The sequence below is a fragment of the Shewanella sp. SP1S2-4 genome, assembly GCF_031932075.1.
GTDB classification, from domain to species: domain Bacteria; phylum Pseudomonadota; class Gammaproteobacteria; order Enterobacterales; family Shewanellaceae; genus Shewanella; species Shewanella baltica.
On record NZ_JAUOET010000010.1, the window covers coordinates 64,319 to 87,621 of the forward strand.

The 23,303-nt window shown below is 45.9% G+C and carries 22 protein-coding genes and 1 pseudogene; 12 read left to right on the plus strand and 11 right to left on the minus strand.

All coding sequences use genetic code 11. The annotated features are described in order from the left end of the window. Positions 1-470: 470 nt before the first annotated feature. The 11 genes and pseudogenes from Q4Q52_RS11365 to Q4Q52_RS11415 form a co-directional block, all read left to right on the plus strand. A pseudogene (locus Q4Q52_RS11365) lies at positions 471-833 on the plus strand (transposase); the annotation flags it as partial. A 430-nt stretch (positions 834-1,263) separates the two neighbouring features. Then, positions 1,264-1,713, plus strand: a complete 450-nt coding sequence (locus tag Q4Q52_RS11370) for a hypothetical protein (RefSeq protein ID WP_311990662.1) — start codon at positions 1,264-1,266, stop codon at positions 1,711-1,713. A gap of 60 nt (positions 1,714-1,773) precedes the next feature. Further along, positions 1,774-2,388, plus strand: a complete 615-nt coding sequence (locus Q4Q52_RS11375) for a superoxide dismutase (RefSeq protein ID WP_311990663.1) — start codon at positions 1,774-1,776, stop codon at positions 2,386-2,388. A 334-nt stretch (positions 2,389-2,722) separates the two neighbouring features. After that, a complete protein-coding gene (locus Q4Q52_RS11380) occupies positions 2,723-4,288 on the plus strand; it encodes a S8 family serine peptidase (protein WP_311990664.1) in 1,566 nt (521 codons plus the stop codon). A 1,393-nt stretch (positions 4,289-5,681) separates the two neighbouring features. Beyond that, positions 5,682-7,277: a DUF3369 domain-containing protein gene (locus Q4Q52_RS11385; protein ID WP_311990665.1), complete on the plus strand. Its 1,596-nt coding sequence runs from the start codon at positions 5,682-5,684 to the stop codon at positions 7,275-7,277. Positions 7,278-7,290: 13 nt separating this feature from the next. Then, complete coding sequence (locus Q4Q52_RS11390) at positions 7,291-8,976, plus strand: HAMP domain-containing sensor histidine kinase (protein WP_311990666.1); 1,686 nt, start codon at positions 7,291-7,293, stop codon at positions 8,974-8,976. 104 nt (positions 8,977-9,080) lie between these two features. Further along, a complete protein-coding gene (locus Q4Q52_RS11395) occupies positions 9,081-9,290 on the plus strand; it encodes a hypothetical protein (protein ID WP_311990667.1) in 210 nt (69 codons plus the stop codon). A 251-nt stretch (positions 9,291-9,541) separates the two neighbouring features. Next, a complete protein-coding gene (locus Q4Q52_RS11400; protein ID WP_311990668.1) occupies positions 9,542-11,695 on the plus strand; it encodes a TonB-dependent receptor in 2,154 nt (717 codons plus the stop codon). Between the two features lie 774 nt (positions 11,696-12,469). Further along, the gene (locus Q4Q52_RS11405) at positions 12,470-13,651 is read left to right on the plus strand and encodes a porin (RefSeq protein ID WP_063882878.1); all 1,182 of its coding nucleotides are present in this window, start codon (positions 12,470-12,472) and stop codon (positions 13,649-13,651) included. Between the two features lie 73 nt (positions 13,652-13,724). Continuing rightward, a complete protein-coding gene (locus Q4Q52_RS11410) occupies positions 13,725-14,300 on the plus strand; it encodes an FMN-binding protein (protein WP_063882879.1) in 576 nt (191 codons plus the stop codon). 29 nt (positions 14,301-14,329) lie between these two features. Further along, the gene (locus tag Q4Q52_RS11415) at positions 14,330-15,133 is read left to right on the plus strand and encodes a PepSY-associated TM helix domain-containing protein (RefSeq protein WP_311990669.1); all 804 of its coding nucleotides are present in this window, start codon (positions 14,330-14,332) and stop codon (positions 15,131-15,133) included. Positions 15,134-15,689: 556 nt separating this feature from the next. Here Q4Q52_RS11415 and Q4Q52_RS11420 read toward each other — a convergent pair. The 10 genes from Q4Q52_RS11420 to Q4Q52_RS11465 all read right to left on the minus strand — a co-directional run bounded on the left by Q4Q52_RS11420 (position 15,690) and on the right by Q4Q52_RS11465 (position 21,576). Further along, the gene (locus Q4Q52_RS11420; RefSeq protein ID WP_006083861.1) at positions 15,690-16,049 is read right to left on the minus strand and encodes a hypothetical protein; all 360 of its coding nucleotides are present in this window, start codon (positions 16,047-16,049) and stop codon (positions 15,690-15,692) included. Further along, complete coding sequence (locus Q4Q52_RS11425; protein ID WP_006082023.1) at positions 16,039-16,254, minus strand: helix-turn-helix transcriptional regulator; 216 nt, start codon at positions 16,252-16,254, stop codon at positions 16,039-16,041. Before Q4Q52_RS11425 ends, Q4Q52_RS11420 begins: the two co-directional genes overlap by 11 nt. 60 nt (positions 16,255-16,314) lie before the next feature. Beyond that, entirely contained in the window at positions 16,315-17,583 is a 1,269-nt protein-coding gene (locus Q4Q52_RS11430) for a tyrosine-type recombinase/integrase (RefSeq protein WP_311990670.1), read from the minus strand. Beyond that, complete coding sequence (locus tag Q4Q52_RS11435) at positions 17,584-17,808, minus strand: hypothetical protein (RefSeq protein ID WP_006082025.1); 225 nt, start codon at positions 17,806-17,808, stop codon at positions 17,584-17,586. It lies immediately after the preceding gene. Beyond that, positions 17,798-18,481 carry a replication protein P gene (locus tag Q4Q52_RS11440; RefSeq protein WP_220592829.1) on the minus strand — a complete coding sequence of 228 codons (684 nt, stop codon included), beginning with the start codon at positions 18,479-18,481 and terminating at the stop codon, positions 17,798-17,800. The genes Q4Q52_RS11435 and Q4Q52_RS11440 overlap by 11 nt, the downstream gene beginning before the upstream one ends. Beyond that, the gene (locus tag Q4Q52_RS11445) at positions 18,478-19,335 is read right to left on the minus strand and encodes a helix-turn-helix domain-containing protein (RefSeq protein ID WP_311990671.1); all 858 of its coding nucleotides are present in this window, start codon (positions 19,333-19,335) and stop codon (positions 18,478-18,480) included. The genes Q4Q52_RS11440 and Q4Q52_RS11445 overlap by 4 nt, the downstream gene beginning before the upstream one ends. Positions 19,336-19,484: 149 nt before the next feature. Beyond that, the gene (locus Q4Q52_RS11450; protein ID WP_311990672.1) at positions 19,485-20,216 is read right to left on the minus strand and encodes a hypothetical protein; all 732 of its coding nucleotides are present in this window, start codon (positions 20,214-20,216) and stop codon (positions 19,485-19,487) included. Positions 20,217-20,382: 166 nt separating this feature from the next. Next, complete coding sequence (locus Q4Q52_RS11455) at positions 20,383-20,709, minus strand: hypothetical protein (RefSeq protein ID WP_006082030.1); 327 nt, start codon at positions 20,707-20,709, stop codon at positions 20,383-20,385. 5 nt (positions 20,710-20,714) lie between these two features. After that, positions 20,715-21,338: a hypothetical protein gene (locus Q4Q52_RS11460; RefSeq protein ID WP_263238610.1), complete on the minus strand. Its 624-nt coding sequence runs from the start codon at positions 21,336-21,338 to the stop codon at positions 20,715-20,717. Between the two features lie 43 nt (positions 21,339-21,381). Next, positions 21,382-21,576, minus strand: coding sequence for a Cro/CI family transcriptional regulator (locus Q4Q52_RS11465; RefSeq protein ID WP_012089987.1), 195 nt, complete (start codon positions 21,574-21,576; stop codon positions 21,382-21,384). 105 nt (positions 21,577-21,681) lie between these two features. On the opposite strand from Q4Q52_RS11465, the gene Q4Q52_RS11470 reads away from it, so the two are divergent. Beyond that, a complete protein-coding gene (locus Q4Q52_RS11470) occupies positions 21,682-22,371 on the plus strand; it encodes a helix-turn-helix transcriptional regulator (protein WP_259520242.1) in 690 nt (229 codons plus the stop codon). A 209-nt stretch (positions 22,372-22,580) separates the two neighbouring features. On the opposite strand, the gene Q4Q52_RS11475 is transcribed toward Q4Q52_RS11470, so the two are convergent. Further along, positions 22,581-23,228: a hypothetical protein gene (locus tag Q4Q52_RS11475; RefSeq protein WP_311990673.1), complete on the minus strand. Its 648-nt coding sequence runs from the start codon at positions 23,226-23,228 to the stop codon at positions 22,581-22,583. Positions 23,229-23,303: the final 75 nt, after the last annotated feature.

Consider the following 23,303-nt stretch of genomic DNA (forward strand, 5'->3'; position numbering starts at 1 on the left):
CCTGTAGGGTTGATGCAATGACTCGTCTGTAGCCCTACTGCTGCATGGGTTTGAGTGCTCCCAACTTTTTGAGAGGATCTAGGGATTATCTAGGCCGCATCGAAGAACTTTTGAACCAGAATGGTGTAATTCACCTATCGATACGTAACACACCAGCAACAACTAATGCTAATAAAACGTGCGGTATTCTCACTCGACATCGTTGCACAACACGTCTATATCTGCCCTATCAATGTCGGCTTCCCCCACTGACACGAACAAATGTCTGAACGACTAATACATCTGCAGGTAAAGCCACTTACAAACGTAAACATTCAAATTAATGCCAGGCATCAGCCCTATCCATCCCCTTATCCCAACAAACAAATAGCCAGCATAAAATTAGCGGACACACCAGCAGGTAAAAACACGCAGGATCATAGGACCAAGTAGAACAACACTCCTAGGTACCGGCCATAATCGACCACTGGCAGCTGCGTATTCGGGCCGCATTAAAAGGTGAACAACCTAAAAATCTACTGCCTTTTATCGGTAATGAGCGCGAGAACCAGCCCAATGGCATTGCGTTTTACTTAACGGATTATCTCGAATTAGTGGATGATGCAGGCCGAATAATCCGCAATGATAAACGTGGAGCAATCAGTGAAAATAGCGCTAAGTTACTGACAAGATTAAATATCCCACATGACAATTGGCTCAAGCTCACTACTGAGTTTGGCAAGCTATTTCGCGGTCCGGTGGGTACGCTGCAAGAACTCACTGATTACTGTGAACATCTAGAAAAGCGACGACGGCACTTTGCGGCAAGCTGTCAGCACTTTCACAGCAACTAACTGTAATCCTGCTTAACTAAACCAATCACTGCCCATTTGTTTTATTGGGTGGGTTAGCATGTCTTAAATACACTATTTTTTAATGAGTTAGCTCATTTTTATGCCTTAGCTTTAGCCCTTCAACTTTTGATGACTCTCATTTAAGCAATTTTAGCTCATACAAGTTGTAGACAAACCAAAAGTGCATTATGTTGTTGATCTAAAATGGATAGCCACATTTTTGTCACTGGTTATACAAGATAGGTATCGGCCGCTCAAGATGCATCAGCAAACAAAAACCGACCCTAGATTTTTTCTGTCTGTTGTTCGGTACCATTTTGCAGCAGCACATGCCTTCATAATGTAAAGATGAGAACAATTCCCACCATCGACATTGCAATTGATAACCATTATCAATACCGTAGACTAATTCTATGATACGGGTGTCAACATGACTATTTTATCCGAACAGACCCAATGCCAGCCCTATGGGGCACTCTCACCTTGGCAAGAAAAAATCATCAAGGGCAACCAAGCCTTTCAACAAGGGCAGTTGTCTGCCGCCAAACACTATTATCAACAAGCGCTGGCAATTACCCAATGGGTGCTAGATAACACTGCAGCACTATCGGAATGTATGCTCAGCGCCTTTGTGATCAGTCACCATAATCTCGCCGATTGCTACTGCGCAGAACACAACATAGAAGCGGCGCGTGCCCATCTTTGCCAACCCTATCAGCGCCTCAACCAGCTCGCCGAACAACAAATCGCGGTGCCAAACCTCTACTTACATCAACAAAGGGCAAGCATAGAACTCATGCAGTTTTGTCAACATTATGGCCCTGACAATCAGACTAACCAGCTTCTCAAACAGCCAGCCAGCCCCCAGCGATATCACTAATGAGATTTAGGCCAGAACGAATGTATTAATTGATATAAAACAATACAATAGGAGTTAAACATGTCACACCAACTACCCCAACTAGCCTATGCCTACGACGCCCTAGAGCCACACCTCGATGCTCTGACCATGGAAATCCACCATAGTCGCCACCACCAAACCTATGTCAATAATCTCAACGCGGCCTTAAAAGACAATCAATATGCCACTTGGCCCTTGGAGAAATTACTGAGACAAATTAAGCAATTACCCGATAACCTCCAAGCAATAGTACGCGATCATGGCGGTGGACATGCCAATCACAGCCTGTTTTGGCAAGTCATGTCCCCGAATGGCGGTGCAGAGCCTAGCGGTCAATTAGCCCAGGCAATCATACAAACCTTTGGCAGTTTTGCCGAATTTAAACAGCGCTTTACCCAGGCGGCAGTCAGTCGTTTTGGCAGTGGCTGGGCATGGCTAACCTTAGATAGCTGCGGCAACCTAAGGGTAGAAAATAGCGTCAATCAAGACAGCCCGCTGATGCATGGCCACACGCCGATACTCGCCTTAGACGTATGGGAGCACGCCTATTATCTTAAATATCAAAATAAGCGCCCCGAATACATTGACGCATTTTATCAAGTGATTAACTGGGGAAAAGTCGAACAGCTTTATCTTGAACATCTCGCATCTTAGACAATAGCCAGCCCTATTGTAGGCAGCATACGAAGTAACGGACTGACTCTCGCTATGCTGCCAGCCATGCGCCATTAAATTAACACAGATAGATTTATCATTTTATTTAGAATGTTAGCCTTGCAACGCCTGCGCCATTCACAAACTGGTCAGTGTTTATTAAAACCAGCTAAATCGCACATTTTGTTAATTTTGCTATGCACTTGTTAATACCATCCCCTATGTTAGTTTGAAAATGCCTAAGTATAGGACTTTAGTCTGTAGCATAAGGATGCGATTTAGACATTTGATGCAACTTAGGAATGACAACCTTGAACACAAATGGAGCAAAACAATGAAACTAACAAAAATAGCAAGCGCAATCATCGCTTTATCCGTTGGCGTTATCACCCAAGCACAGGCGGATGACCATCGTTATGTCATTCAAGTTGAAGCTGGACATAAGGGCGTAGTTAAAGCGCTAGCAAAAAAGTTAGGCGGTGACATTAAGCTCGAAGGCGACCAATTTATTGCAGCCACTTTTACAGGCAAAGACCTAGCACAGGTAAAAGGCCTACTCAATAATCCACATATCACGCTGATTGAAGAAGATCTTCGTCGCTACCCTATGTCCTTGTATAAGGATAGTGTGGGCAACCCAATGACGGCACAGGTCACCCCATACGCCATTTATCAATCCCGTGCGAATCAAGTGGCCCTTAACCCAAGTGCGGGCATGAAAGTGTGTGTCATAGACTCAGGTTTAGATAACTCAAACCCAGATTTTGACTGGAACAATATCACGGGTGACAACGACTCAGGTACAGGTAACTGGTTTCAAAATGGCGGTCCACATGGTACCCACGTCGCTGGAACCATAGGTTCGGCAAATAACAATATGGGTGTCATTGGTATGGCGCCAGGCGTAGCAATGCACATAGTGAAAGTATTTAATGCCTCTGGCTGGGGCTATTCATCAGACTTGGCCTATGCGGCTAATAAATGTAGCAATGCGGGCGCGAATATCATCAGCATGAGCTTAGGCGGTGGTGGTGCCAACAATACCGAAAAGAATGCCTTCGACGCCTTTACTGCCGCGGGGGGCTTAGTGGTTGCAGCTGCGGGTAATGACGCTAATTCTGTGCGCTCCTATCCTGCGGGTTACCCATCCGTCATGATGATTGGCGCCAACGATGCCGATAATAATATTGCCGATTTCTCACAGTTCCCAACCTGTCTAAGCGGTCGTGGCAAGAGAGCGACCAATAACGACGGTATCTGTGTTGAAGTCACAGCCGGTGGCGTTGATACCCTATCGACATACCCAGCAGGCATGGCAACCGCGGCATCTGTCACGGCAGATGGTGCAACAGTCGCCTCCTCTGCGATGGAAAACCTAGGTGCAGCGTCGGCAGACACTTATTTCATGGGTACGGCACAAGCCACTGATGCAAATGCGAATGGTAAGGTATGTATTATCGATCGTGGCGTCATTTCCTTCCACGATAAAGTACTGAACTGTGAAAACTCGGGCGGGGTTGCTGCTGTCATAGTTAACAATGAATCAGGCATGTTATACGCCACCTTAGGTGACACGAATGCGACGTCTATCCCTGCCGTTGGCGCAGCCCTAGAAGACAAAGCGGCCTTATTAGCAGCACAGAATATCACTGTCTCTATTGGTGGCAGCGATTACGGCTTTATGAGCGGTACCTCTATGGCAACACCAGCGGTATCGGGTATGGCGGCACTGGTATGGTCTAACCATTCAGAATGTACTGGCACCCAGATACGTAACGCGCTAAAAGCGACCGCAATGGATGCGGGTACCCCAGGGAAAGATGTCTATTTTGGTTACGGTATTGTCAACGCGAAGGCGGCTGATACCTACCTCACCACCTACGGCTGTTCAGGTAAATAATCACCTAAAGTGCAAACGCTAATCTTCTAACAGTAAAAACCAGCACTCGTGCTGGTTTTTTTATGCTGCTAATACTTAGGCTTGTGTTCCGCCAATCCAGTGAATACGATTGGTATTATTTACCCTGGGCAATGAGGCAACGACCGAAACCGTGAGCCGAATAGAAAGATCCATTTGGGCGCCATCAATTCACCAAAAACAGCCAAAAACCCCGCATTTCGCCCTCCCCTTCACGCCCTAAAGCGTTAACACAGAAGCAATAAAAACACGCCGTTGCATCCTCATCTAGGGTTGATGCAACGACTCGCCTGTAGCCTTACTGATGCATGGGTTTGAGTGCTCCCAACTTTTTAAGGAGATCTAGGGATTATCTAGGCCGCATCGAAGAACTGTTGAAGTTTAATGGTGTAATACCCCTATCGCTACGCAATATTACTATAACAACTAATGCCAAGAAAACGTGCGATATTCACACTCGTCATCGTCGCTCAACAAGTCTATATCAGCCCTATTTATGCCGGATCCGACAGATGGCTTTAACCCACTTCTACCCAAAGTTTGCCATCGCTCGAAGTTCAGCCATTTGTTGCCTGATCATGAGGGATTTGATAAACCGTTACAGTGAATCAAACTTCCCTAGTCTGATTCACGTTCTAAAACTCTGCTATTTTGCGCGAGCTTCGGGCTCACGCGCTTTGGTCCAAACTCATGCCAGGCCAATCAGTTCTGGCACGTTTATGCCCCCAAATTTGCTAGGGAAGAAGTTTGTTTGCATCTTGCTTATCAGATTTTGCAGTAACTAAGCTAATGTGAGGCGCTACATACAAGATCTGTCCCGAAATATCATATGAGTCGAAACCTAGCGGTTTTGCGCTTTATTTTTCAGTAGCGTCTAGCTCTATTTAAAACCACTAGGTCAATTATCACCTATCCCCTTATTCCCACCTATCTGTGAGGCTTTTGGAGCCGTGACCCTAAACCCAAATAAAGCACCAATAGAATAGCTGCTTAATATTTGAGCAAGAGTGACAGCTACCTTGAAAAAAACCGCGAGGGTGACCATATTTATTCAACAAATTAAACCAAAAATATACAAATACATTACACTTCAAATACAAATAAAAACCACCAAGTCATTTAACCACTCATAAAAAATAAATACAAAATATGGGATAGTAACTTTAACGATGGTCTTCAAACTGCTTGAGTTGGCATAGAAAACAGGAAAAGGCTCAAAGGATTGACCTGCTTGCAATCTTAGGCAACAACGTGGAATTGAAAGATGGACAACAAGTCACGGATAAACCCAAATAGGACCTCTACCGGACTCAATACATCAGGTTAGGCAATAACTATCAAACTCAAACTACTCGTAAGTAATGAGGCTTTCCACATGAGTGATTTTCTCAATGATTGGCTAACCGAAGACACCTGTGAAACAAAAGAAAAAAACCACCAACGAGTGTGGAATGTATTAGTGGTAGATGATGAGCCTGATATCGTCAACGTTACCAGATTAACGTTAAACAGCTTCACCTATAAAAACAAGACACTTAATGTACAACACGCCTACTCTGCCAGCGAGGCGATCGAAATAATAAGCCATTCAACTGACCTCGCACTTATATTGCTTGATGTGGTGATGGAGACGGATGACGCCGGCCTCAAGCTAGTTAAATGGATCAGAAATGAATTAGGTAATCACATGGTCCGTATTGTGTTACGTACTGGCCAACCTGGCTATGCCCCTGAGAAAAGCGTTATCGTTGACTACGATATTAACGACTATAAATTAAAAACAGAATTAACAGCGGAAAAACTATTCACTGTGGTGATCTCTTCGCTGCGCGCCTATGACAGTCTTTGGTCTCTCGAGGAAAACCGCATCGGCCTGATGAAAATTTTAGAGGGCACATCGAGCCTGTACCGCATTTCATCTCTGAAACAGTTTGCCTCAGGTATACTTGATCAAATTAGCGTACTGCTAAAGTTCCCCCCAGAAGGCATCCTGGTGATGGCCAAAGGCATGCAACCAGATACACCAGAACGGTTAACCATAATAGCTACCACTGGACTGTATGAAACGCTTGAGGCCGATGAGCAAGGTCTTATTAATCAGCCTGAGTTAACCCACAACATAGCATTAGCCCACCAAAACCAAAAATCCGTTTTTCTACACCCTCACGACGTGCTTTGCATCCCCGCACACAACGGACACATATTCTTTATATACTTCTCCCCCATATATGAAATTGACGCTGCAGAACAAGCATTGCTTGAAATATTTTGTGAGCGCATGTCAGCGGCCTACGACAATTATCATTTATTTGGTCAGCTTAAAAAATCACAGGAAGCCAGCGTTGTAGCCATGGCGAGCTTAGCCGAACATAAGGATGAAGACACAGGATTGCATGTGTTACGCGTACGTGATTTGACTGAGGCAATTGCTAATGAACTATTGCAAAATGGACATTTTACAGACGAGCTGACTCAGGGCTTTTTATCAAAAGTAGGTTGGGCGAGTATTCTCCACGACATAGGTAAAATAGGCATTCCAGATTGCATCTTGCAAAAAAAAGGCAAACTAGATAGTGACGAGCGCACCATCATGGAAACACATGCCCGCATGGGTGAAGATATTCTATTTAAAGCATCCGAATTGATACAAGGCAGAAATTATTTTTCTATCGCAGCTGAAATTGCCGGCGGCCATCATGAATACTTTGACGGCAACGGCTATCCAAGAGGATTATCTGGAGAGCAAATCTCACTCAGTGCACGCATTGTAGCTGTGGTTGATGTATTTGATGCCTTAATGAGTGAGCGCCCATACAAAACCGCTTGGCCCCTTAATCAGGCAATAGACTATATCCTCGGTCGCAGCAGCAGCCAGTTTGATCCTCTTGTGGTGCAAGCTATTTTAGCTTTAGTCACAGAAAAACGACTCCCGCCAGTGTTGTGTGAATACTATGGCCTTGGCAAACATTGATTGGATATCCACAATGAAAAAGCCCCATGCATTGAGCGTATTCTATGCCACATTGGCTGCCGCATTTTTATTACTTTTGGCCATGTCTATAACGTTCTATTTGTATATGGACTCTAGGCTCGCAATTGATAAGGCCCAGCTCAATCGCGAGCATTCTCTTCACTTAGCTGATGAGCTACGGCAAACATCTAATGATCTTACTCGCATGGTTCGCTTATACGTGGTGACAGGTAACCCTATGTATAAGAAACAATTTCAGGAAGTACTCGACATTCGTGATGGTCTAGTGCCGCGTCCTGAAAATTACTCTTCTATATACTGGGATTTAGTTCTTGAGTCTGATAAAAGGCCTCGCCCACTAAGTACTGCTGCAAAGTTAACGGATTTAATGCGTCAGGCCGATGTCACCGAGCATGAATTCAGTTTACTTAACGCTGCCAAAGATAGCTCTGACGCTCTTGTTAATTTGGAGCGCCAAGCAATGGTACTTCGCGAGCAAGCAACAAGTAATGGACAAACACAAAGCTGGCAGGCCATTACCATTATTCACTCAAACGATTATCAAAAAGCCAAAGCCGGCATTATGTTACCTATTTTAAATTTCACCGTAGCACTGGATGAACGCACGCAACTTAACGTGCAGTCTCATTTACAAACTGCAACTGCTCTACAATATTGGCTCACCTTACTAGCCATTTTATCGGCACTCACTATTGGTTTAGCGGCATGGGCATTACAACGTATTCTCGGTGCATCTCTGGGCACCATTGAAAAACATATATCGCACCTCGGTCATGGCGAGTATGTAGATGCACTTAGCGTTCATGGTGGGTTAGAAGCTAGCATTGCAGGCTGTATTGCACGCGCAGAAAAGCGCCTCACTGAAATTGAGATTGACCGTGAGCGACAGCAAGCGGAGCTAAAAAAAGCTGAGCATGCTTTAATGGAGTCAGAACGACTCGCCTCTCTCGGAGCATTAGTTGCTGGGGTTGCCCACGAACTAAATACTCCTATCGGCATTGCCGTAACGGCAGCCTCTGCGCTAGAAGCCAATACTAAAGATATAGCGGCACAAATTAAAGACGGCAAGATGCTCCGTTCAACATTCGATAATTATATTGAGCACTGTAGCCAAGGCACACCCATGATTTTACGCTCCTGCTTGCGTGCGGCCAACCTCATCGCCAGTTTTAAAAACATATCAGTAGACCAAACATCCGAGCAGCGTCGTATCTTTAAGCTACACGACGTCGCTAATGATCATATCACTATGTTACGTACCGCCCATAAAAACGTAAAATGGACCTTCGAAAACACTATCAGCCCTGAAATTAGTTGCGATGGTTACCCTGGGGCGCTTGGGCAAGTAATCTCAAATCTACTACACAATGCAGCAGTACATGCCTTCGAACCAACCGACAGTGGCACAATCACCATAAGCGCTGAAATAAAAGACGACTACGTTACTATTTATGTGATCGATAACGGCAAGGGTATGAGCGAAGTTATTTTAGCGCGCATATGGCAGCCTTTCTTCACCACTAAACTTGGCTCGGGTGGTTCGGGGCTAGGGCTTTCTATTTGCCGAAATATTGTAGTGGGCATACTGGGTGGTTCCCTGATGGCCAGCTCAGCAGAAGGTCAAGGAACCTGCTTCACCTTACATCTGCCTTTAACCGCATCAATAAATCAGATTTGAGACTATAAAATTCTCTGTGTAAGTGGCATTTTTCGTTCCATTGTTTGGTTTCGTATTTAAGATGTACGGTTAATTTGGCCATTTAGTTAGAATTGACTTCAGCAATGTCTACGTTTTTTGACCTTCGTCATACTTATCTGCGTCGCAGAAAAGTGCAAGTCTACCCACGACCCATCGACGATTGCGTGGTCGCACAGGCCGATAATCCGAGCACGACTGCCAAACCCACTAAGCCTAAACGCATTGATTTCATCTGGTACTCTTTAAATCCCATGACGGGCGTGAAGATCCTTGAGCCAAACGGGCTCTACTAATGGAAAGATTTTACTGAGCTAGGGCCGATAAGCCAAATGTAAGTCGATGCAACCCAATTAAAGTGACTCAACATTATTTTTACCATCACCATGACAGAAAAAGATTAATCTCCATAAAAATTAAAAAATGTAAATAACCCGCAAAACTTTTCAGTAATAATTATCATTCGTGCCCTTCTTGCTTGGTGCATAAGTCTTTGGTTGGACTCAATGCTAGGTTTTATTCCGTTTTCACTTATATAGGATTTACTATGCGACTCGCGCTCACCCCCTGTGCAGCTTCAATACGTTATGCCTTAGTTGGTTCAGTGTTATTCTCAGGTATGGCCTTTGCCACCACACCAGTGACCTCTACCACGCCACCTGCAAATATTGAACGCCTGATTATCTCAGGAAGTCGCGTCGTGGAGCGTATTGATGAAGTCCCCTCATCTGTCACCTTAATTGATAACGCCACGCTTAACCAAGACCTCAAGGTCAGTTCTGAGCTACAGAATATTCTAGCAATGCGAGTCCCTGGCTTAGCGCCATCTTCAGGAACCTCAAGTAATGCAGGACAAACGTTACGTGGCCGTAAGGCACTCATACTGATTGATGGTGTACCGCAATCGACACCATTGCGTAATGGCTCGCTTGATATGCGCTCAGTGGATGCGAACGCCATAGAGCGTATCGAAGTCATTAAAGGTGCAACCTCGATTTACGGTAATGGTGCAGCAGGCGGTATTATCAACTACATCACCAAGAAACCTGGCGACAGTAAAGCACAAGTGAATCTTGGTGCCTCGAGTAAATTCAGCACAGTCAAATTTGAAGACAGCGCTGGCTATCGCTTTAATGCTGGAGTGGATGGCTCACTTGAAAAGTTCAGTTATGTATTAAATGCTGTGACCGAAGAAACGGGCCTACAGCGTGATGCAGAAGGTGACGTACCAGGCCTAGTTTATGGATTATCCGAAACGAAAACACAAAACCTATTTACCAAATTGCAATACCAGTTTACTGACGCAAAGTCATTGCAATTCACCTACAACTACTACGAAGCACAACAGGATGCAGACTTAGTTGATGTCAGTGGCAGTATCAATTCTGGCGTTAAAACCTACGCCATTAAAGATACCTCAGGCAAGCCTAAACTCGGCGAACCACAGGGACCTAAGGGTAACCATAACGTTACCTTGAAGTATGTGGACGATGCATTATTAGATAGCACACAAATGGTGTTAGACGCCTACGGCCAAAAAATTGATAACATGTTTTTCTTCTCTTCCTCACTCGCTAATCCATCAGAAGGATACAGCGGTGGGCAATCGATTATTCTGTCTGAAAAAATTGGCTTACGCGCCAACTTTAATACCGAGGTCGATTGGGACAACATAGTCACTAATTTTGTTTATGGGGTCGATGCTTTGCAGGATATCAGCAGCCAGCCCCTTGAAGATGGCCGTATTTGGGTACCTGAAATGGACATGACCAATCTTGCTTTCTATCTGCAAACTAAATGGGTGATATTTGATGATTGGGTCATTAAGGCGGGAGTTCGTCAGGATAGTGTGGATTTAAGTGTTAAAGATTACAGTACGTTAAAACTGTGTGCGAGTGCGACTCAATGTACCGAATCGATTGATGTTAAAGGAGGCGATCTCGGCTTTAACGCCACCACCTATAACTTAGGGTTACGTTATACAGGCAGCAGCTTTGCTAGCCCGTTTATCAGTTATTCCCAAGGAGCAGATATTTCTGATCTTGGTTTGTTGTTACGCGCTGCGGCAGTCAATGATATCGCCTTAATCAAATCACAGGCAGCCATTATTGATAACTATGAGATAGGCATTTCAGGCTATGTTGATGCCTTTTCCTATGAGCTAGCGGCCTTTTTCAGCGAATCAGAACTCGGCACCAGCAGCAAATACGACGCAGTATCAGGTGCCTATGTTCCTATTCGTGCCCCGCAAGAAATTTGGGGTTACGAAGCACAAGTCAGTTACGCTTGGTTAGACAATCTCAGCACTGGCATGAGCTATAGTTTTGTCGAAGGTAAAGATACCGAAAAAGATGAGTATTTAGACGGGCAAATCATCTCACCACCTAAATTTACCGCTACCTTAGATTGGCAACCAACAGACAACAGCAATATTAGCCTTGCCTATTTATATATCGGCGATCGCGACCGATTCGAGCCAATTAATGGTGCATATGTTGGCAGCCAAGGCCCCGTTGAGCATTACAACATTGTCAATTTGAGCAGTAGCTACCAAATAAATGATTGGACTTTATCCCTTGGTGTGGAAAACCTGTTCAACGAAGATTACTATTCTGCCCGCTCGCAATCTTTTACCTTTATAGGCTACAACACTAAAGGCTTAGGGACGACAATGAATGTCGGCGTGAGCTATCAGTTTTAAGATGCTCTCAAAAAAGAGTTAATCAAAGAGTAAATGAAGCCAAATGGGATTGGGGATTCTGCTTGGCTTCATACTCTACACCCACTATGAAACCTACAGGTAAATGGCTCATGCAAAAGGCGAGACTATAAAATCGTCTGTGTAAGAGGCTTTATCAGAACGATATACAGTCATCGCTTATAATCATAAACTGCGTCATAGCAGGCTTTCAATCTCATCGCGGTATTACCCACTTTTTAGCAGTATCTGATATAAAACCATTGGTGAAACTACAACATTATCAGGCTACTAAAACACACATAAAAAGACTGATTTCCACTGGTAGATACCTATGAAGTAATCTTGAGCAAAAATTGCTTGAACTGCGTGATATGTCAATTCACTGCGATAAATCTTAAACAGATGTAAAACAGCTTTCTGACTTAATCAATATCCTCGAACGCGAATATCAACTTCCAGCTTGTGTTTTGATGCAGAGATGAAGTTTCAGCCACTGGCTGAAACTTTTTATTTACAGCCAGAGCACGTGATGTGCTCTATATGAAGCGGTGCAGATCGCTTATCAATTTAATGACAATAAGCCACAACTGAATATCACTAACACAGAGTTGAATGCTATTGCAGTTATAACTTATTAAACCGAACTCAAATTAAATAAGAATTGATCTAAATCATAAATCCAAATGCGAATTGTTTGCATTATTTAAACCAATGTGTAAAATCTCTAACAATTTTTACATACATTTACAAATTGTAACCATTTCAGGGGAAATAATGAAAAAAACACTACTTGCTACTGCGCTATTGAGCCTCTTTGCTAGCCATCAGGCGCTCGCGACGAATGAAACACAAGAACTGCGTAAAGTAATTGAGCAGCAACAGCAAGTGCTGCAGGATCTTGAAAAACGCTTAGAAGAAACTGAAAAACGCGTAGAAAAAACCGCCGATGCCGTTGAAGAAACTGGCTCAAGTAAGAGTGCAACGACTATTGGTGGTTATGGCGAACTGCACTACAACAACATTTCAGACAACATTAAAGGCAAAGACAAAAAAGAATTCGATTTTCATCGTTTTGTGTTGTTCGTTGGCCATGAATTTACTGAGAAAACCCGTTTTTTCTCTGAGCTAGAAGTGGAACATGCATTGGCTGGCGAAGGTAAAAAGGGGGAAGTCGAGATAGAACAAGCCTATATCGAGCATGATTTTAACCAGAGCTTCACGGGTAAAGCGGGTTTATTCCTGATGCCTGTCGGTATTATCAACGAAACCCACGAGCCACCTGCATTTTACGGTGTTGAGCGTAATCCGGTTGAAGCTGACATCATCCCTGCTACTTGGTGGGAGGCGGGTTTAGCGTTAAATATTAAAGCGGCACCTGGCCTTGCATTTGATACCGCAGTGACTAGCGGTCTTGCTGTTGCCACAACGGGCGACAAAGCATTTAATATTCGTAGCGGTCGCCAAAAAGTATCTAACGCTAAGGGTGAAGATTTAGCCTATACCGCCCGCGTGAAATACACGGCTGTGCCCGGTTTAGAGCTGGCTGCTTCTGCACAATATCAATCTGATTTAACCCAAGGGGCTGCGGATGTCGATACGGCATCGGCCACACTGTTAACCGCGCACGCTATCTACAGCATTCAAAACTTCACCATTAAAGCACTTTATGCTCAATGGGATATCGATGGCAAAGAGGCAGAAGCCCTAGGACAAGATAAGCAGAAAGGCTATTACATTGAGCCTTCATATCGCTTCAACGAAAGCTTTGGTGTCTTTGCCCGTTACAATGCGTGGGATAACAAGGCTGGCAATGATGTTGACACCGAAATCACCCAAACTAATATTGGTGTGAATTACTGGTTACATGAAAACGTGGTATTTAAAGCCGATTATGAAAAAGCGGGCGGTGCTAAAGACGCCGACGGTTTCAACTTAGGCGTGGGTTACCAGTTCTAAACTTTGTTTCTCACTTTCGTCAAGTCACACATCTGCAGATGTGTGACTTTATTCGTTATTTTTGAAGGTTATTATGGGCACATTTTTCGCAGCACTGACAAAGGTGAGCCAGCGCCTTGGCAGCTCATTGATTAGCAGCCTAGCGATATTATTACTCGCGGTATGCCCTCTGCGGCTAAGCGCCGTCGAATATCAAAGTACCGATGCTTTTATTCAACAGGCGTTTAATGGCAATAAAGGCACAACTAAGGTCTTTTGGGTTGATGATCATGCGAAGCAGGTTATCGAATCGATACTTGCCCATAGTTTCAATAAGATGCGCATTCGTTATTGGCAGCAAGACAATGAAACCGTGTGGATTTTAGATGAAATAGGCAAAGAAGCACCAATCACCGTCGGGATCCATATTAAAGATGAAGCCATCGTCAGAACGAAGGTATTGGTCTATCGTGAAAGCCGAGGCGATGAAGTTCGCCATGATTTCTTTACGGATCAATTCAAATCAGCCAAACTCGACGACCAAACACAACTCGATCAGCATATTGACGGTATTACTGGTGCCACCCTTTCGGTCAGAGCCTTGACGAAACTATCTCGTATTGCTTTATGGCTCCATAACCATGTTACCAAAGCCGAAATGAGTCAATAATAGTCAACTAACCAGACGTAAATGTAACTATGACTCGAAAGCACAAATCACAAACAATACCGACTATTCGCTACAAACTTGCCCGCGCACTTCGCCCTTGGCACCGTAGGCTGGGTATCTTAAGCTGTTTATTTATCCTATTGCTCGTCGTGACGGGTGTAGCTATCAATCACAGCCAAGCACTGCAGCTGAATAAATCCCCTGTGCAACAAACGTGGTTGTTGGATTATTACGGGATTACGCCCCCCCATCATATTGCCCAATTTGGCAGTCAAGTCCAGCCGCTATTTGTCACAGATAACCGACTTTGGCTAGGGTATGAACCAATACTCGAGGCTCAAAGCCAATTAATTAGTGCGGCATTTTTATCTAATCTATTGATAGCTATTGATAATGATCAACTTTATCTGTTTGATAGCCAAGGGCACTTACAGGAAACTCAAAATAGCAGCACAGGTTTACCAAAGGGTTTAGAGGCCTTAGCCATAGAGTCGTTCACTCTCGATGCAACTCGTCTCGCAACAGTCAATCGTGTTTGGCTTAAAACCACTTCAGGCTATTATCAAGCTGATGAAAATCTTATCGATTGGATACCTGCGCAGCCATTAGCGCCGTTGCATTGGGTTACGCCAAAGGATTCAGTAGATGCTGATTTGATTCAATACGCCCGCAGCGCAAACCTCAACTGGGGAAGAGTGATGCTAGATCTACATAGCGGCCGCTTATTTGGAGCCTACGCCATATGGATATGGGATATTTTCGGATTGGCATTGTTGTTGGTATCGCTGAGTGGTCTTTGGCTCTGGGTAAAGCAAACTAAACCTAGACGATAAACTATTTAACGGAGTCATGTTAACTAACCATAACTGCGCACTCAGTCATACGTTTTCAGTGAGTCTGACTTACCTAGCATGATTCACTGCCCTCTAGTAGAGTTCATAATTCTGCGATAGAACCACTTTGTTTCTTTTGTGTGTACATGTCTCCTTATCTATTTTATTCACCGTTCAGAGAGTTCACCGACCACTTTCCAACAAGGATATATATGCTCTGTATATCGCGTTCAATAGACAGATCATAAAAGAGCACATGCAAAGCTGGATCAATTACTTTGGCATCGCCAACACTTACCAAGGGAGTGTCGATGTGTACGAACGCACTTTTCTGTTTGAAAATAACAATGTCACTACAGTCTAAAAAACAGCCCGATACAGCAACTCAGAACTTTAAGCTCATACAAATCGGTGAGAACAGCCCGATAATAAATACGCGGCACACTATCCATTTACCGAGATAACGGGCCGAACCTTTGATAAAATCCGGTCAACGGGTTAGTAGTCTTGGTGGACAACCGTCTAACCCGCCAGCCCTCGTAAGAGGGCGTTCCTTCTAATTCATCCTATCTAGCAGTGCCATTTCGGCTTTTCTTAGCCAGAAGATGTAAGACTTTTTGCTGTCAAATCCCATTAAAGCCCACTGCTCTTTACACAGGTAATGGGCGCGAATGGCGCGTTTACAGTTAATGGATAGCTGCTCAACGAGGTGGTCAAAATGGGCGACATGGGCAGGCACGTTGAGTTCGTGCTTTAAGTTGCCGCCGCCCAAGGCTTCGCCTAAACGGTCGCAGGCGCTGCGGTTTGAAAACCCCTTGCCCAATTCTTGGTGTACCCAATAACGGCCCCAGCGATACAGCCCTAACCGCAACGCCTTAATGTTCATCCTCTGCTCGGGTTCATCGCTAAAGCCCATTGGCCACCTCATTTATCTTCTCAATCGAAAGCTTAAACACATCAAGGCATATCGATGTCACATCGTCATAGGGCGCAGTAGTACGGCCATTTTCCCAACGTTGGTAAGTGTTGCGGCTAATGCCGTAAATCTCAGCCACTTCGTCTTGGGTCATGCCCCGTAAACGGCGCCCTACTTTCAATACATCCGCGGCGCGATTAGCCATAAATCCTCCTGCGTGAAGTCCATAACCCAGTTGTGCTAATTGATATTGTTATTATTAGCGTCATAACCACCCCACTAACATTGGCTCGTCTGGCTCACTCGGCTCAGTGGTCGATTGGCGCATAATCTCGGGCGCCACATCATCAAACCCCAGCGTGATTAAGTGCGCATGGTAGGCATCCAACGCCATCAGCATGCCCTTATCTAAGGTGCTGTTGACGTAAGTGCGCAGCAGTAACGGCAAGGTGTGATTCAAAATCCGCTCACCCACCATGGTATCTACGCCCATGTCGGCAATAATGGTGCGGCACAGTTTGCGCAGCGCATGCGAGGTAAACGCCTTAAACCGAATCGTTTCACTCCAATACTGCGCCGTGCGAATGCTCACCGGCCCCACTTCGCCTGGGAACAAAAACGCCCGCTTGCCCACATGCGTGTATTGCCACTGGGCGTAATGGGTAATGAGCTTCTTGGCTGTGGGCGTCATCGGTAAGCGATGCTCTTGGCGGTTCTTGGCATTCTCAGCGGGAATAAACCAGTAATCGCCGGCAAAGTGGTCCCAACGTGCTAAACGGGTTTCACCTATGCGGGTACCGAACATCAGCATCAGCACAAACAGCATCGCCACCGGTCTTGCTGCATTCCGTAGGGCGCTGAATAACGGGCCCACGTCCGACTCGCTTAATTGCGTGCCCACCAAAGGGGGCATCTTCAAACTCATTTGCACCCGATACCCCGCCAAGCTATTGGTGTCTAACACCCGTAAATCGGCCGCAACCGATAACGCCCGCTTTAACACTTTCACCGCCGCTTTGATGTAATTGGCCGAGTAGCCCTGCGCCAACATGGGTTTGATTAAATAACTGTCCACTGCGATAAAGTTCAGCTCATTGAGTGGTAACCCACCAAAGCAGCCACTGAGATGTTTACTCACTAACGATTTACAGTTACTGCGCCAGCTGTTGCTTAAGGTGCGGTTGCATTCCACATGGGTTACAAACCACGCCAGCAATTGCGCTACCGTGGTAAATTCGTTGCTTATGACCGTTTGGCCCATGCTGCGTTTGGCGAGCAAGCTGGGTAACTCCGCTAAAAAGGTCTTCAAGCACATCACTGGCCACACGCCCTGCTTTTGCCACACGGTTTTGCCCGCTTCGTTCATCACTAAATACACCGAGGCTTGGCGTCTATCGGTCGAGGCCCGTAACCGCACCGCCGGAAACTGCGTGTCCCGAAAGTCCCGCGTTATCCCTGCCCGCAACCAACGGCGCAACACCGCATCGTTCAACTTGCCTTGCTCTACGCCTGTTGCTGTCATCACCTGCGCCATCTATCCCTCCAACCGATATTCAAAGGTGTGATGGGTACCCGAGCGTATGCGCTTCACTCGCTGATTCATCGGCATATCCCGAAACCGCGCACTTAAGGCTGTCTCACTGTCGTGAACCCCAAAGCGGTTAAAGCTCTCTTGCTGGATTTCAAACAGGGTCCAAAACCGTTTGCCGGTGATGATGCGCATCAAGCGTTCGCGCTGAGTCAGTGGTTTAGTTGCCATCGTTTGCCCCCTTAAGCCCAAAGTTTGCCCGTAAATTGGCAATAATTGATTTCGCCTTGGCCGCCTCAGTGGGCCGCGTCACCGTTTCAGGTAATGCCTTTGGCAATTCAACATCGGTCAACTCGCCACGGCTAAAGCGGCGGCACAGCACTGTGTAATTACGCTCAAAGGTCATCAACACGTCCTTTTCGAGCCCAGTCGCAAACATCCAACTGCCTGTCTCACGTACCGCTAAACGCACCACATCATGGCTCCACGTATGCTTATCAGGGTGATGGTAATGGCGGGTTGCCTCCTTGAACGCGGCTTCCAACTTGGGCAATCCCAAATCACAGGCCGTAGGTTGGCACCAAAGCGCAAACTGACGCGGTGTCGGCCAAAACTGCCTATCGCCCTGCTCGCGTCTAGCGCGATTCAGCCCCGCTTGCACTTGCTCGCGGCTGGCAATCCCCTGCGCCGCCAAGGTTTTAAGCCACTCGGCTTTGTGGGTCGCTTCGTCCTCAGGCCGCGGCGCACTCACAGGAAACAACACCCGCAACTTGCTAAACACGCTGTCCACAATCGCCATATCCATTGCCGTGGGCTCAGGTTGGCTAACACGCCCCTGCCCAACCAGCGGCTGGCGGATTAAGGTCTGCAGTGATTTCATGCTCGCATTTTGGTTGGCCGTCATATCAAAGGGTCCTCAGGGTCATACACCGCATAACTCCAATCCACTTGCCCAACTGCCGCGGCCATTGGTCTTGGCAACGGCGTCAGCCAGTGGCGTTCGCGGATAGACTTGGTAATACCGAGCACAAACTGGCCGTTAGCGCTAAAGCCCCAACTGATATCCAGCGCCGCAGCCTCCTTCAACCAGCTCACCGCCAACACACAATCGGCATCAGTCAGCTTTTCGGCCTTCCACGCTTTCCATGCAGCCGAGTCCGAGCCGCCTTTGCGATGGGCGGGATAGGCTTTGAAAAACGCATTGAAAACCGACTTAGCACTCGTTGCTGGACAAGAGTCTTTTAAAGATTCTTTGATAGGTTCAAAAGAGTGACAGATTCTGGGTGCAGCTCCTGCACCCTCAGAGGGTGAATCTCCTGCACCCATGGGTGCATTTGCTGCACCCTCAAAATTGGCTAGGGGTGAATCTGCTGCACCCCCAATATTTTCTAGGGGTGAATCTGCTGCACCCTCAGTATTTTCTAGGGGTGAATTTGCTGCACCCTCAGTAAAAGGTAGGGTTTGAGCAGGTTTATCACTCAGAACACACGATGAAAAGTCCAAAATATACAGGTTGGATGTATTGCGTTTATGCTCACTCTTGCGGGTAATTTTGCGCACCAGTCCGACGTCAACCAGCGCATTAATGTGGTTAATCGCCGACCGCTCGCTTATCTCACAAGCCTGCGAAATATACTCGTAACTCGGCCAGCATTCGCCTTGGTCATTGGCGTTATCAGCAAGCTTGATCAACACCAGCTTGCGCAGTGGATTACCCACCTTGGCCTTCATCGCTTTTACCATCAATTCCATACTCATAAGTCACCCCCAAACAGAGCAACCCACAAACTCGAATTGACGCAAACCCCATGCTTCAGTAACATGATATTGCCTCACTTTAGGTATTAAGCCCGCGTTCGTCGCCAAAACTTCAGCGGGCTTTCTTATGTCTACAGCAACGGGTCACCTCAATGCGCCCCGTTGCCCTCCGCTCGCTCGCCTTCACTGCCAAGCAAGTAAACCTCGTGCGCCAAGTTACTACGCAACTGGCTAAAAAAATCACGCCGTTTAATGTGCTCGTTGCGGCTTGTCACGATGGCATTCACATTAGCTGCACTCATATCAACCGCACTCGCATCGGTCGCGCCTACATCCGCCGCCAATAGCGCAATAGAACGTTCCGCGCGTTGTTCTTCCATCAGCAGATAATTCATAATCCAATCAATGCTCACCGTCGGCAGCAACAACTGCTTACTACTGCCCAGTAACGCCTTATCCACGATGTCGGTCGCGATAACCGCCCAACGCTCGGGGCGACTATGCTGTAATTCATCGCAGTTCCTTAACACCTCAACCATTCGGCCCACCTGCGTTCGCTTAAACAACTCCGCCGTGGTCTGCCCATGAAAACAGGCAATGTCTTTGCCCATGTTCACGCCACTTAACGGGGCCCGTTCAGAGGTTGCCGCGCTAGGATCTTTGACGTTAGGCTGAGTGCTATTAGGCATGTTCGACTTAGCTTTAAGCGCCATCGCCTTAAGCATTAACTGCTTTGCCTGCATCATGAGTAATGTCACTTGCGCGGTTTCCATCTCGGTAAGCGCGGTTACGACGGGCCCATCAGCACTGCGAACTTGCCCATGTACCGAACACGCGGCGCCGCCCTCCAAACAACAAATTAAACATTCAGGATCAAACATCGTTATCCTCCTCACTTCATGATCTTAGGTATCAAGCCCGCATCGGTCGCCAAACTGTGGCGGGCATCGGGATAACGGCGTTTTTTTACGCGCCCAGTTATCACTTAACTGATTTGTGAACATGTCATTCACTCCTTTTTTTATTTCAACAACTCATTTCAACAAGTCATTTCAACAACTGCCACTTATGCCCATTGGCACACACGGCGCGTTTTGAGCCCGACTTAGTTTGCTTTAAAGCCAAACCGCACTGGCCACACGGCACATCAGCTACCCGCTTAAGCATTACCGCATTAATCTGTGCGCTGTGATTAGCACGTTTAGGCCGATAACCTAACGCCCGCGCCACTTTCACATACTCTTTCGCAATCCATTTGCCATCGGGTTCTAAGTGCAAACCGTCGCCGATCATGTCGCCCAAGCGGACCAACTGCTGATGCAACTCGGTTTTAGCGCTGGCGATAACATTGATGTTTAGGTTCGATTGCGGCATCGCGGTCACTTCTCGGCCGCGTATTGCGCCGCCTTACCGCCATGACTCGCTAAATACGGGTACGCCAGCTCTAACGCCGCCATGCTCGCTTGCGTGGTCGCCGCCGACTCTTTTAACTCACGGTGCGCCGCCACTAACTGCTCGCGCTTGGGTTCACTGCCCAAATGGATCACCGCCACTTGCGCCTCGGCGTTCTCTTTGGTTAACGATGCCGCCATATCGGCCACATGCAACACATGGCCATCATTCATGCGGTCGGCAATGACCGTCACCCCAGTGCAACTAAATACATCGTTGAGATACTGCACCCGTAAATGCTCGGGCAGCGCCGCCACCAATGCTTGCTCAACATGAAACAAGCGATCCGCCTGCGGATGTTGGCCCTCGTACTGGCCAAGCCAACGGAACAGCTTTTGCGCATTTATCCGCGCATCGTTGTGCACGTCTTGCGTGCTGGCAAAGCTAATGCCCTCCGCCGCTAACACCTCGCTTAGCCCAAGGCGCTCAACCGCCGCAACAAAATCTATCGCCAACGCAAAGCGTGTCATCTTGGGTAACTCCAACACCCGATGAATCGTTTTCATCAACAAATTCAAACGGCTATCTTTTTTACGTGAATTGGTTTTCATGCTAATAAGCCTCTCTCTGTTAACGTGTTAGAACGGTTCAGTATTAAGCGGCATGCTCAGGGCTCATTAACGGCAACTCAGTCGCCTTGAGTTCACCACCAGTTAACCGTTCGATTTGATAAGCGCGGAGTTCGGGAACATCTTCCCCCCACTGGCTAATTGCCGATTTAGTAACACTCAAAGCCTCAGCCAGTTTTAGCTTGTTTCCAAAATGCGAGATCGCATCTTTCGTTTTCATAGACAAACTCCGACAAGTAATTTTAACTGAGGTTAAGAAAACTCAACTCAAATGTCAACAAAAGAAAAGGTAACTTGACTTACGTTAAGTTAAGATAGCTTTACTATGATGAATGAACGCATTAAACAACGACGCAAAGAGCTAGGTTTTACACAGCCAGCGATTGCCAAAAAAATAGGCTTAACTAAAGCCACTGTATCGCTTTGGGAATCAGGCTCTACCTCTCCCAAAGGCGAGAACCTGCATGCCTTAGCGAAAGCCTTAAGCTGCTCACCCGAATATCTTCTCTTTGGAAATAAAGAAACTAAACCGGAATCCAACGCTGAATGGGCTGGCGGTTTTGAGATATGGGATAGTGATACCCCATTAGGGGAAGATGAAGTTGAAATACCATTTTACATGGAAGTGGAGCTAGCCGCAGGGGATGGTATTCTCGATTGCCGCGAATTTAAAGGGCCTAAACTGCGCTTTACTAAGAGCACCCTTAAGCGTCAAGGTGTGAATAGCGACTATGCAGCCTGTGTGAAAGTCAATGGCAACAGCATGGAGCCCATATTACCCCACGGCTCAACAGTGGGCGTCGATACCTCGGCCACCAATGTGATCGACGGCAAAATGTACGCAGTTAACCACGATGGCATGCTACGTATCAAAGTGCTGTATAACTTACCCGGTGGTGGGCTACGCCTTCGAAGCTACAACACGGACGAATATCCAGACGAACGCCTCGATGCTGACCAAGTCAAACAGGTCAAAGTGATCGGCAAAGTATTTTGGTATTCAGTATTATTATAAAAAATTAAATCCCCAAAATGGCTCTACTAACGTATTTTGGGGCATAACATTGTTAGATAATTAAATCGCATTAGCCAGATTAAGCTTAAATATTCTATTAGCAACTAAAGTGTGTAACGCCGCAAACACTGGCGCGTAGGTTGGCGCTATTTTTGCCGCTTTTGGTTTTAGCAAAAACTGCGACAACCGTTATGCGTCCGAGAGCTTTGTTATACATTGGCTTTTATTCGTGAAAGCATTGTTATATAAGGGTTTGCATTGATAGACTTTAATTTTTTTAAAGCCCCCTCAATCTTGCGATCATTTTGAAGCGTTCGCATCAACATTTCTGGATTATTCCCTTCATAATACTGCAAAATAAAAAAGAATGTTTCATACCACTCTACCCAACCAGCCTCATTAGGTGTCCAACCAACCAGATCTAAATATTCTTTTTGTAAATGTACCGTTTCTTCACATATACCATGCTTGTTAAAAGGATATATATATAAGAATCGGATAAATTCATCCAGCAATGCCCCTGCCCAAGTAAGAATCTCTTTATTCGTAACTGCTTTTTCTACTCTTTTATCTACGATATCTTTTTGATAATGGTAAACAGCATTCCTACAGCGCTTTATTATCAAAACATAATCTTCATATACAGATAAAAGTTCATCGATTGCCTTATCCGATTCTTTTAGACTAAGCCATCCTTCGACAACCACGTATAATGATGCAAGCCATTGACTACTATATATATAGAATCTTATACCACTTTCATCATTTTGAATTTTATATTCATAATGATGACGTTCAATATCAGAACGGTAAATATATTTACCCCATGCAGCGACTTCTAATATTTTTTCTGACATACAAACCTTAATGAATTCAGCAATAAATGTATAACGCCAAGCTCACCGGTACATATTGCGGATAGCGTTTCGGTG